Source organism: Neorhodopirellula pilleata, assembly GCF_007859915.1.
Classification (GTDB): Bacteria; Planctomycetota; Planctomycetia; order Pirellulales; family Pirellulaceae; genus Rhodopirellula; species Rhodopirellula pilleata.
This window is the reverse complement of record NZ_SJPM01000021.1, coordinates 19,343-31,237: the sequence shown is the minus strand read 5'-3', so window position 1 is coordinate 31,237 and position 11,895 is coordinate 19,343. Positions and strand designations below refer to the sequence as shown.

Sequence of the window (11,895 nt, the reverse complement as noted above, 5' to 3'; positions counted from 1 at the left end):
ACTCAGCCGTAAACGTCCGCCGTTTTTGTTTTTCTGACATTGGGGTCTCCTGAGCGGATTTTGCGAAAAATCTCAGGTGTCCGCCAGTCGTGGGCTAACGCACTCTTCGAACGTCTGCTGGCTTGGACATCCTCCAGATGTGAAGAGGTCAGCAACGAGACGTGGTTGTTTCACGAGCGGGTCGTCGAGATGGTCGACGGTTGGACGGTGACGATGGCGGACACTGACGAGAACCAAGAAGCATATCCTCAGATGGCTAGTCAGAAACCGGGTTGCGGCTATCCAATCGCCAGGATGGTCGGTGTGTTTTCGCTGGCCACGGGCGCACTAAATCGAATGGCTATCGGTCCGTATAAAGGGAAGCAGACGGGCGAAACTTCACCACTCCGATCCATTTTATACAGCATTTTACGAGGCCGTATCCTGCTGGCGGATCGTCACTACGCCAGCTTCTGGTTACTGGCTGCTGGAGAAATGCGAGGCATCGATTTGGTCGCCCGCGTGCATCACCTTCGCCAAGTTGACTTTCGCCGTGGGCTCAAACAAGGGCATCGCGATCAGCTTGTTGTCTATCAAAAAACCGCAACGACAAAATGGATGAGCGAAAGCGAGTACGCCACATTACCAGAGCATATTTTCGTTCGTCACTTGCTGTCTAGCGACAATTAGTTTTCCCTCCCCGCGACAATTAGAATTCCCCGGTTGAGCGACCGCTCTGCAGTTTCACGCGGTGACGTTTTACCAATCAGCGACAATTAGAATTCCCCTGTTTGGGAAGATATTCGCATAGTCGCAAGCTCCTGCTTTCGAAGGAGATTGCGATGGTCACGGATGGACAAGTTCCTGAACTCAGGCGATGGCTGGCCGCAGGCAAGTCTCTCGCCGCTTCTGCCAGGATGGCTTCGATGGATAATAAAACCGCACGGTCCTATCGCGATGGTCAGGCTCTGCCCTCGCAGCGGAAATCTCCAGCACGTGAATATCGAACTCGCGCTGATCCCTTCGCTGACGTTTGGAACGACGTCGAGCACTTGCTCCAAGCCGAACCAAGGCTCAAAGCGGTCACTCTATTTGCTGACCTTCAGCGGCAGTATCCCGGCCAGTTCGAGGACTCGACCCGCCGCACCTTCGAGCGGCGAGTCGCTAACTGGCGAGCGATCCACGGACCCGATAAGCCGGTTTTCTTCCCGCAGGACCATCACCCCGGACGCTTCGCCGCGAGTGACTTCATCGTTTGCAACGAACTCGGTGTGAAGATCGCAGGAACCACTTTTAAACACACGCTCTTTCATTGCGTGCTGACCTACAGCAACGTCGAATCGGTCTCGTTGTGTTTCTCCGAATCTTTCGAAGCACTTAGCGAGGGAATTCAGAACGCCTTCTGGCAGTTCGGCGGCGTGCCCGCGCAGCACCGGAGCGATTCGCTCAACGCGGCTGTTCGAAATCACTCTGATCGAACGACACTGACGATTCGCTATGCGGCACTGATGGAGCACTACGGTTGTGTCGCCCAAAGGACCAATGCCAGGTGCGCCAACGAGAACGGGGATGTCGAATCACAAAACGGACACATCAAGGACCGAATCGACCAAGCCCTGCTGCTTCGTGGAAGTCGCGACTTCGCTAGTCGTGAGCAGTACATGGCCTTCGTTCAAGAGATCATCGACCGCGCCAACGCGACTCGCCAGCAGCGGTTCGCCGAAGAACGATTGGAGCTTGGACGACTTCCCGATGTTCGACTCGATACCGATGACCAGCTCCAAGACATCCGTGTGAGCAAAAGCTCGACGATCAAAGACTAATCCGGATAATAGATCAGGGTGCTGGCCGACGAGTCTCGGTGCACGTGATTCGGAATCGTCCAGCATGCGATCGGGCGACTCGGTGGACGCGGTCATTGCATTTTGTACCGTTTCGGGTGCAAAGAATCCGTGGGTGGCGATGTGCAGGTAGCGATTGCCGGGAGCGTTTTGAGAAAATGCCGCTTCGCTGGCCATGCCGCCGCGCAAGATCGTCGCCTGAGTCGCTCCCTGATGCGTACGAATGAGTGACTCGATCGTGTCGATCTCAGCCGCGGTGCCGGGTACCGACGCAGAGCGTTTGACGCTCGAACAGGTGCGTCGAGCAGCCGATGTGGTGATTCGTTGCATCAGTCTTCCCAAGCGACTTCGAGACGAGCAGTACGAAGCGGAGTGCGACCGAATCAACTACCATCAACGTCGCAACGCTGAGGCGAGTCGTAGCCATCGCAAGAAACGCATCGCTCAATACCATGCCCTCGGAATCGACCCTGAGACAATCAAAAACGTCGAGCCAAAATCCCCGTGAAACCAACTCCATGAACATCAAAGTGGCGCTGTCCAGCTAACCATGAACAGAACAGCCAAACGTAACCGACCCGGCTAAGGCCGCAAAATGCTGCTCGAATCGCTCAAAGGTCGCCGCACATTCGATGCGACCGGGGATTCTCGACTCCAGCGAGCCGGAAGTTCGTGCCCAGGTCATTCCCTGCGAAGTGCGACTGGTGGATGGAACGCTGCGAATCGACGCTCTCGTGCAGGGTCAAAACGTCCAGGTGACGGCCAACGGCGACAAGGTGACTGTCGCGAGCAAACGATTTGGCTCAATGGCCGATGTATCTTTCGATCGATCGGAAGTGGTCGACATCCTGTTCAATGGCAGCGAGGGAGACGACATTTTCGTTAGCGAAACAGGAATTGACAGCATCGCCGTTGGTCGTCGCGGCAACGATCGACTGGTCGGTAGCAGCGGCAACGACGATTTGTTCGGCGGTACTGGCAACGATCGTCTTTACGGGCGCGGTGGAGTCGACCTGCTTTTGGGCAGAGACGGTGTGGATCGATTGTTTGAGGGCGAAGAAAGTGACGTAATCTCCGGAAATCAGGCACCCGCCTCCAAGACGCATTCGGCGACGGGCAACGGCAGCCCTGTGAATGATCCGGCTGCTCCCACGTCTTCGGACGAGGCGGATGACGCAGCGTCACCCAATAGTGAAGCTGGCTCAGCACCGGTGACGGAGTTTCCCGCAGCACAATCGACGACTGAGGATTCAAAGGTCGAAGCGAGCAATGGCCAAACGGTGGTAACCATTGGTGAAGCGCCAGCTCGTACCGGTTCGCTCGATTGGGCTCTGCCTATGCGAAGTGTTTCGATTGTCGCTGAAAACGGGGAAGCACAAGTGCCACTTGATCGCTGGGAAAGCACCTTCAACGCGGCAATTTTTCAGACTGCAACAACAAATACATTGCCAACCGTTATTATCAAGCTGATTGCTGGATAAGCATTATTGATCAAATATGAACTCAAAACCGTCTCAGAGAAATTGGCACACCAGCAGGTCCCTACGCCGATCCTTTGAAGGCATACGCTCAGGTCGTCACACCGTTTGTTCAGCTGCGGTTGTTGATCGACACGTCGGCCACAGCCGGACAGATGTTTCGGTTCGCTATAACGAAAACCTTCGGCGAGGCGTCAACAACGAACTATCTGACCATAACCGTTGAGTCAAGCGAACCGATGGTGAGCGTCGACTCCGGAGCGGGCGTTGCAAGCGGCGAAATTGTGGACCCGGTAAGTGTCTCTGGAGGGCGTGATGACCGATGGCTCTTCCATCCAAGGCATCGAACGACGGTGAAGTCTCTTCCAAACCGCGGAAAATCCGACCCTCAACTATTTTCGTAAAAATGCATTTGTGCATTGCAAGAGCTGGATCGCATCGCTAAGTAGGGGGAGAGCCGTCGTTTTTCTCGATCGCGGCGCGTTTGCTTGACGCTGCGATCGGGCTGCCTTTATTGCTGAAATATTTCGCTTTCCGATCAATCACGACGCCAAACGGCATTGGTAGTCGAGGAAGGACGCGATTCTTCGGCTCGAAACAATTTCGCGAAATTCTGATCACGATTTCGTGATTCGGGCGTTCGTTCCGGTAGGTCAATAAAGGGAGCCCGATCGTCGACGACGAACACGCGAGCGGTGCAAGGACTGATCTTTGAAACCGATGGTCACATGGCGATTTAAAAAATTGTGAAGAATCCCACGGAATCCAACATTCGGGCGTGCCGGTTTGCATAAGTAACTAAGAGAAGGTTTGCGATCGCAAACTATTTGCGGAAATTTTCGCGAGCGTTTCGCCCATCGGGCGAAAAAACCGGAAGGTCTAGGGATAGGGCAGCGTTGTTCGCCGAACGTTTTCGGATGGTTTTTGCAGAACGGCGCGCAGTCGTCACGGAGAACGGCATAGGTAAAGAGTAGAGGGCGACCGTTTCTTCATGATTCAAGGTCGCATTTTATTTTGCAAAGTTCTGATTTTTCCAACGCCAATTTTCGTAACACCAGAGAATTCCAAATACTGAAACGAAGCAGCACGATTAGACCCGTGTTTGCCGCTGTTTTTCGACCGCTGGCGGCAGCACAAACGAACAAGCAGTCGTCCAACCCGTGTCGAAACCGTGACGGGGCAACATTCTCGCTCGGATCGTTCGAGCTTTTTGTAACGACCGTTTTTCCAACGTTTTGCTGTGCCAAACTGCCATTGTGATCCAAACAACGGCACTGCCATATCCAAGCGGAAATTTTGTTTGACAAGCCTCCTTCAATTCCCATAATCCCAATCGCTCGACCACCGAGCCACTCAGCCAACTAACCAGCGACCGACCGAGCCAACGAGCTCCTCGCCCGCCCGCGATTCGTCGCGGCGAGCTTCTTTTGAATCTGCCGTTCGTCCCCGCATCGGGTGACTCCGCAGATTTTGGTCCCTCTCTTTCTTGGCTTCGCCGCCTGCCCATCAACCGGCAACCCCTGCGAAGTTTTTCCGCATGCCCCAAGGAAAGCTATGTCACAGCCCCCGTTGCTGTTAACCGTCGGCGAGATTGCTCGGCGGTTGGACACCAAGGTCCACCGCATCGAATACATCATTCGATCAAGACACATCGAAGCGACCGGCTGGGCCGGCCACGCCCGCGTCTTCTCCGAAGCCAACTTCGATCACATCGCCAGCGAATTGAAACGGATTGACGAAGAACGGTCCGCCACACATTCACAATTATCGACTCGCAAGGAGGTCACTCGATGAACGCTCGTGAATTCCCAACACAGCACATCCCACAACGACTGACTGAACTCGATCAGTGGGTCTGTTGGAAACTATCGAAGACGGAGACTCAGTTCACGAAGGTGCCCATCTCGCCGAAGACCGGGTATCAAGCGAGTTCGATCGACCCGTGCGATTGGTCGTCGTTTAAGGCGGCGATGAAGCAATTCCAGGATGATCCAGTTTTGGCGGGGATCGGCTTCATTTTCACTCCGGACGATTGCTTCACCGGCATTGATCTGGATCGTTGCTTGGACGAGTCAGGAAACTTCACTTGGGGCAAAGAGATCGTTGACTATCTCGCCACCTACACAGAAATTTCGCCGTCAGGGCGAGGTGTGAAGTTGATCGTCGAAGGCTCCAAACCGCCTCACGTTGGTTGTCAGCGTAAAGGGCTGGGGCCGGATCAATCGGGGCAGATTGAAGTCTACGATCACGCTCGATTCTTCACGATTACGGGAAGGCGTCTGTCGGATGCACGCGCCGAGATCGCGGCGAAACAGGATGAGCTCACTCAGATCTGCCAGTACTTCTGGCCGGAGACGTCGCAAAAAACTTCACCGTCGACTGACCGTTCCACCGACAGCCCTAACGAAATCGAGCGGCGTGCGATCGCATACCTCGACGCCATGCCGCCGGCCATCTCAGGAAGCGGAGGCCATTCGCAAACCTATGCCGCGGCCACGGCACTCGTTCATGGTTTTGGGATCGACGCCAGTGACGCTCTCACGATCCTGACGCAGCATTACAATCCGCGGTGCGTGCCGCCATGGTCTGACAAAGAGCTGCAACACAAGATCAACCAAGCCGCAACTAAACCGCACGATCGCCCCTTCGGCTGGCTACGTGACGAGTGCACATCACAAGCGCTTGATGAAGTCGACCTAAGTCAGTTCAACGTTCGAGTTAGCACGGAGGAGGAAACTGACGACGATCCTCCCATCGAACCAGCCTCGTCGATCGAGGATCCCGGACCGCTTCCCGAGCGGCTTTTGCGAGTCCCTGGATTCGTCAACGAGGTCATGGATCATTGCCTCGACACGGCACCGTATCCCAATCCGGTCATGGCATTCTGCGGTGCACTCGCGCTGCAAGCATTTTTGGCCGGTCGCCGGGTACGCGATCCAGGCGACAATCGAACGAACCTGTACCTGCTTGGCCTGGCGCACTCGGCGGCGGGAAAGGATTGGCCGCGAAAACTCAACGTTCGGATCCTTCAGCAGATCGGCGTAGCGGACCAGACAGGCGAGAGGTTTGCGTCTGGCGAGGGCTTGCAGGATGCCTTGCATCTGACACCAACGATGCTATTCCAAACAGACGAGATCGACGGACTGCTGCAGTCGATCAGCAAGTCAAAAGACGCTCGCTATGAACAGCTGATGTCGACACTGCTGACGATGTATTCGTCGGCCAATAGTGTTTATCCCACCGTGCCCCAATCTTTCTCGTGACTGATCACGGGGGCATCAGGAAAAAGCGAGCCGGTCGGCCGCTGCGACTTTCCACGATGCATGAACTCGCCGAGATCTTGTCGAGCTAGTGCGGCTAGCTTCATCATCTCGTGCACCACCATCGGGTTGGTGGCGGCGACGTCGGTACTTTCGGTTTGGTCCGCGATCAGATTGTAAAGAACCGGCTTTTGAAGTTTGATAAAGCCTTTGTTTTCGTCCCAAAACGGTACCTGCTCTTTATGTCGCGGAAGGTGGAGTTTCCACGGGCCGCTACGAATCGCTTGGAGATTCTCACAGTTGTAATATTAGAACGGTTGGGTGGCTGCTCGCTTGAGCGATCTTCCGTCCAGCAGTGGCAGCAAACTCTCACCATCATAGATACGGCCACGCGGCATTTCTGCTCCGATGGCTTTAGATAGGGTCGGAAACACATCCATCGCATGGATGCTAACCTTGGGAACGATTGGGGTTTTGATCCGAGCCGGCCAGTGGAAGATGAATGGAACGCGATGACCTCCCTCGAGCGTCACGTATTTGGTTCCACGGTAAGGTCTGGCGTACCTGTTGCTTGTCGGCCCGTTATCCGAACTGAAAATGACGATCGTGTTGTCCGCAATCCCTTCTTGATTGAGTGCAGCCAACATCTCTCCGACGCTCCAGTCAAGCTCCTGGATGACATCACCGCGTACTCCATCTTGAGATTTCCCCCGGAACACTTTACCTGCCTCGTAGGGCGTGTGCGGATACTCGTCCGTCGTCGCACGATGGCGTCGCCAAATTCGGAATGAATCTTTGTCATCATCGAAAAAGTCAAACCAAAAACGCAAACTCACCCCAGCCCAAGAAGTCGCTCGCCTGGAACGCGAGAATGAACGCCTGAAGGAGAAGCTCCGCCAAGCCGAGCTGATCATCGACGTCCAAAAAAAAGTCTCGGAGATGATGCAGACAAGGTCACAAGAGAAGGACGACTGAAGGCCGCCAAGAAGCTCGGCGAAGAAATCGGAATCGCCGCCGCGTGCAAGGCTTTGAATGTGTCGCGGGCAACTTTTTATCGTCGTCGCGAAGTGACGTCTGATGCCAAGCCACGACCGACACCGGCTCGGGCGCTTTCGGTCGACGAACGTAAAGCGGTGCTTGATCAACTCAATAGTGAACGGTTTGCCGATCAGTCGCCGCGGCAGGTCTATTCGAAGTTACTCGATGAGGGCAGTTATCTCTGTAGTGTGAGGACGATGTACCGCATTCTCGAAGAGAACCAAAGCAGCCGAGAACGGCGAAACCAACTGACCCATCCGAAATACAAGAAGCCAGAATTGCTGGCTACCGGACCCAATGAAGTCTGGTCCTGGGACATCACCAAGCTGAAAGGCCCGGAGAAATGGACGTACTACTACCTCTACGTGATTTTGGACATCTACAGTCGCACCGTTGTTGGCTGGATGCTGGCGCATCGAGAAAGCTCGGACTTGGCGAAACGATTGATCGAAACCACGATCGAGAAACAAAACGTACCAGCAGACCAACTGATTATTCACAGCGATCGCGGGCCGTCGATGACATCGCACAACGTCGCTCACCTGCTCGGTTCACTGGGAGTCACCAAGAGCCACAGTCGTCCTCACGTATCGAATGACAATCCATTTTCGGAGAGCCAATTCAAAACCATGAAATATCGTCCAGAATTTCCGCAACGATTCGGCAGCTATGAAGATGCGTTGGGATTCTGTCGCCGATTTTTTCACTGGTACAACAACGATCACTACCACAGTGGAATCGGCATGCTGACGCCTGCATCGTTGCACTATGGACAAGCGGATGAAATTCGATCGGCGCGAGAGCAAACACTTGAGTTAGCATGGCAACGAAATCCGGAACGATTCGTCAAAGGAACTCCAAGGCCCGAACCCATTCCAGGAGCCGTTTGGATCAACGCGCCACGTTGCCAAGCGGAAAAAGAAAATGAAGCCCCCGCGGTACATTGCGCGGAGGCTCCTGAAGAAACGTCATTGACGCACCCTCGATCCGGCTATCCCTTGGATGGTTGCGTCCCCGCAGAGCCATCTTCCGTTTCACCGGACACGACGACGATACCGCAAGAATCATCATTGAACACCCGAGTCATGCCTAAAAAAATCCCGGGGTTTCAGGGGCTGGCCCCTGACCACACTGAACTACGACTTTAAGTTGAGTCACAAAGCTGTCTCAAAGTCGTTGACACATTCCGCTTCGCAGATTCTCGAATGGTTGAAGTGATGCGTTGTGTGTAGAGCTTAGTCAATTGGTCGAGCGGCGTCTCTGCAAAGACCTTGTCATCGTTGTCGAAAAACTCAGGGGAATGAGAATAGTTACAAGGCATGCCATAGTAGTGATCAAAGCCCTGCGTGCGCGGCAAGAATTCCGGCTCCGTGCCAAGATGCCATTTGCCGACCATGTGGGTTGCGTAGCCGCGTTGCTTAAATTGCTCGGCAATAGTGATTTCGTCGGGGTGCAGTCCCAGAAACCAATGGGCCTTCCTGTTCGGATTGATTCCCATGTAGAGTCCGGCACGCTGGTGATAAGCCCCCGTCAAGAAGGCGGCGCGTGATGGTGAACAAATCGACGCTGCCGTGTAAAACCCAGTGAACCGGGCTCCTTCGGCGGCAAGCCGGTCGATGTGAGGCGTTTTGACCTTCGTTGCTCCATAGCAACCGATATCGGAGTACCCCAAATCGTCAGTCAACATGAAAATGACGTTGGGCGGGTTGCCGGCAGCGCTCACGGGCGAACAGAAGCCGGAGGACAGAAGAATGAGACAAGCAAAGAGGGACAGGAAGATAAACATTGTCAACGTTCCTACCAGCGTTCTCTGACCACAAGCCGACAAAGTAATCATGTGCGTTGTACCGTTTAAAAAGTGATGCAGTGTGGACCGATATCTTCCTGCCAATAGACTTGCGCCGCTATCTTAACCAAGCTGGCACAGAGTCATTCGCTTTCCACCCACGAATCCGGCGGTCAAGCTGGTCGCCTGTCCATTCGGTGGTGCCAGCCGGAAGGACATCGCTCTGGGGAAGCCAGCGCGCGTGTTCTTCGATAACGTCGGTGTAGTTGGGATCGCCCGCCAAATTATTGTGCTCGCCGGCATCGCTGCGATGGTCGTAAAGCTCCTCGCCACCGTCCCGATACCGGATGTATCGCCAGTCATTGCTCCGCACGGCATGATTGCCGTAATACCAGCTGCTCAAAACCGGTTTCACTCGGAACACAGACGGATTGCTCAATTGCGGCACAAGCGACTCGCCTTCGAGTCGCGAAGCCGGAGGAAGTTTGCACAGATCAACCAGCGTCGGATAGACATCCAACAGGCTGACCACCTGAGAACAAGTCTCGCCGGCGGCGGTGACACCCGGTGCTTTGAAATACAGGGGGACTCGGGTGGATTCTTCCCAAAGAGACTGTTTCCGCCAGTGGCGTTTTTCGCCAAGATGCTGACCGTGGTCGGACCAAAGAACGACGATGGTGTTGTCGCTGTATTCGCTTTCCTGCAGGGCATCAATCACTTTGCCAACCTGGGCATCAACGAAAGAGACGCATGCCAAGTAGCCAAACACCAACTCACGCCAATAGTTGTCACTGAGGCTGACGACCGCGTGATGATCGCCGCCTTTCAATCGACCAAAGGCGATTGATTTCCCCATCAGCGGAATGTCTGACATGTCGTTCTCTGGGACGTTCGGCACGTCGATCTCGTCCAGATCGTACATTGCAAAGAACTCTTTCGGCGCCGTGAACGGTGCGTGGGGACGGACGAAACCGACGGCTAGGAAGAATGGTTTTTCATGCTGCTCGCCAAGTCGGTCGACGGCCCAATCGGCAATCAGTTCGTCATACATCTTTCCCCCAGGCATGTCCTCACGATCGAGTGCTCCCCACGCAAGTGAGTTTCCATCTTCGTACTCCTTGCCAAAGTGTCGGCTGATCTGCGGACCATTCTTGGGAAAGGGATAGAACTTTGTTCCTCCGTAACCGTCGCCACGCTCGCGTAAGTGCCCGGGAACCTCGTAGGAAGGAGCAATCTGGTCCCAGAAACGATCGGTGTGCTCGGGGTAGTCCGATGCACCTTGGTGAAAAATCTTTCCGGCTGTGAGCGTTCGGTAGCCGTTGTCACGAAAATATTGCGGGAGCATGACGTGGTTTCCCATGACCTCGTCATACGTCCGTCGCATCGCTTTGGTCGAGGAATACCAGCCAGAGGAAGCTGGATGGATTCCGCTCAAAAGAGAATTTCGCGAAGCAGTACAAACGGCTTGCGAGCAATGAGCGTTTGTAAACAGCAGCCCCTGTTGGAACAGTCGGTCCAGATGGGGAGTCTGGACCTGCCGATGGCCCCCCAGAGACCCCTGCCAATCATTAAGATCATCGATGGAGATGAACAGTACATTGGGGCGGTCTTCTGTTCTTTGCCCGCTCGTCGCGGGTGCCTTTGCCGGCTTCGGCGCTGGCAACTTCATCATCACATTGGCGTAGCGTTGGCCCAACAACAGTTGGCTCTTCGTATCGAAGTGTGTGCCCGGATCCGAGGTGGTTGTTCCAGCGGAGGAAACCAGCCCAACCGTTGCGCTTTCGGCGGCGACAACCTGGATTGCAACGCGAACGCTGTCACGCTGACCGTTGTCAAAGACTTCGCCGACAACGACTGGCAGATCCGGTACCCCTACATCTTCGCGAAGTCGCGTGATCAAATTCTTCAGTCGACGACCGTAGACCGGGATGCTGGACGTCCGGTCAGATTCGCCTTGATGCCATAACAAACCACGGATGGTAAATGAATCACCGCGCTTGCGTAGTTGCTCGGTTGCCGTCTGAATCGTCCTGATGAAATCACGGTACTGGGGTCCCTGGCTTTCGGTGTCCCCATGACGACCTGGCTTCCAGTCCGCCCGCAAACTCGTCCCGCCTTGCGAACCCTTGATCAAGGCTAACTTTTGGTCTGGGTTGGCTTGCAACATCGTGCGAGCGAATGCCATCTCGGGACCGAACGTTGGCGATGGAAATTCCCCTTTGTATTTTGGCGGCACGCTGAAGCCGGGAACCAGAGTCTGCCAACTCTTGCTTGAGCTTTTCTCATTGCGGTAGAAAACAATCACATCCTCAACCGGCTTGGCTTGAGCTTCAGACAACTCACTGACAAACCCTCGCCCATCCATGTTGGATTGCCCCGCCAACAGGTAAACGTCGTATTGATCAGCGACACAGACGGACGGGAGAGCCACCGTCAGCGTCAGTAGCACTACGAGCAAAGCGGTCGTGCAAATCATTTTAGGAATCACGTGGGGACGAGTGATCAATGTCTTG

The 11,895-nt window shown here is 54.6% G+C and carries 9 protein-coding genes and 2 pseudogenes; 6 read left to right on the top strand and 5 right to left on the bottom strand.

Annotated elements, in window-relative coordinates; genetic code table 11:
- Nucleotides 1–213 precede the first annotated feature (213 nt).
- Nucleotides 214–669 (top strand): hypothetical protein, encoded by a 456-nt coding sequence (locus Pla100_RS27350; RefSeq protein ID WP_231603699.1) that lies wholly within the window; start codon nt 214–216, stop codon nt 667–669.
- 152 nt (nt 670–821) lie between these two features.
- On the top strand, nt 822–1,802 hold the full coding sequence (gene istA / locus Pla100_RS27345) for an IS21 family transposase (RefSeq protein WP_146582054.1): 981 nt from the start codon (nt 822–824) through the stop codon (nt 1,800–1,802).
- Nucleotides 1,803–1,955: 153 nt separating this feature from the next.
- Here istA and Pla100_RS32530 read toward each other — a convergent pair.
- A pseudogene (locus Pla100_RS32530) lies at nt 1,956–2,150 on the bottom strand (hypothetical protein); the annotation flags it as partial.
- A 302-nt stretch (nt 2,151–2,452) separates the two neighbouring features.
- On the opposite strand from Pla100_RS32530, the gene Pla100_RS27330 reads away from it, so the two are divergent.
- The 3 genes from Pla100_RS27330 (at nt 2,453) to Pla100_RS27320 (ending at nt 6,561) form a co-directional block, all read left to right on the top strand.
- Nucleotides 2,453–3,301: a calcium-binding protein gene (locus Pla100_RS27330; protein WP_146582052.1), complete on the top strand. Its 849-nt coding sequence runs from the start codon at nt 2,453–2,455 to the stop codon at nt 3,299–3,301.
- A gap of 1,551 nt (nt 3,302–4,852) precedes the next feature.
- A complete protein-coding gene (locus Pla100_RS27325; protein WP_146582051.1) occupies nt 4,853–5,092 on the top strand; it encodes a hypothetical protein in 240 nt (79 codons plus the stop codon).
- Nucleotides 5,089–6,561 (top strand): hypothetical protein, encoded by a 1,473-nt coding sequence (locus Pla100_RS27320; RefSeq protein ID WP_146582050.1) that lies wholly within the window; start codon nt 5,089–5,091, stop codon nt 6,559–6,561. The genes Pla100_RS27325 and Pla100_RS27320 overlap by 4 nt, the downstream gene beginning before the upstream one ends.
- Here Pla100_RS27320 and Pla100_RS31990 read toward each other — a convergent pair.
- Together Pla100_RS31990 and Pla100_RS31985 are read right to left on the bottom strand one after the other, a co-directional pair.
- Nucleotides 6,531–6,854, bottom strand: a pseudogene (locus tag Pla100_RS31990) (sulfatase family protein); the annotation flags it as partial. The gene Pla100_RS27320 and the pseudogene Pla100_RS31990 overlap by 31 nt on opposite strands.
- A gap of 12 nt (nt 6,855–6,866) precedes the next feature.
- A complete protein-coding gene (locus Pla100_RS31985) occupies nt 6,867–7,394 on the bottom strand; it encodes a sulfatase-like hydrolase/transferase (protein WP_231603697.1) in 528 nt (175 codons plus the stop codon).
- Nucleotides 7,395–7,529: 135 nt separating this feature from the next.
- Between Pla100_RS31985 and Pla100_RS27310 the strand changes: the two genes are divergently transcribed.
- Nucleotides 7,530–8,744 carry an IS3 family transposase gene (locus Pla100_RS27310; RefSeq protein WP_146582043.1) on the top strand — a complete coding sequence of 405 codons (1,215 nt, stop codon included), beginning with the start codon at nt 7,530–7,532 and terminating at the stop codon, nt 8,742–8,744.
- On the opposite strand, the gene Pla100_RS27305 is transcribed toward Pla100_RS27310, so the two are convergent.
- Nucleotides 8,741–9,382: a sulfatase-like hydrolase/transferase gene (locus Pla100_RS27305; RefSeq protein WP_146582041.1), complete on the bottom strand. Its 642-nt coding sequence runs from the start codon at nt 9,380–9,382 to the stop codon at nt 8,741–8,743. The two genes, Pla100_RS27310 and Pla100_RS27305, sit on opposite strands and share 4 nt — an antisense overlap.
- Nucleotides 9,383–9,500: 118 nt before the next feature.
- Nucleotides 9,501–11,858, bottom strand: a complete 2,358-nt coding sequence (locus Pla100_RS27300; protein WP_146582039.1) for a sulfatase-like hydrolase/transferase — start codon at nt 11,856–11,858, stop codon at nt 9,501–9,503.
- Nucleotides 11,859–11,895 lie beyond the last annotated feature (37 nt).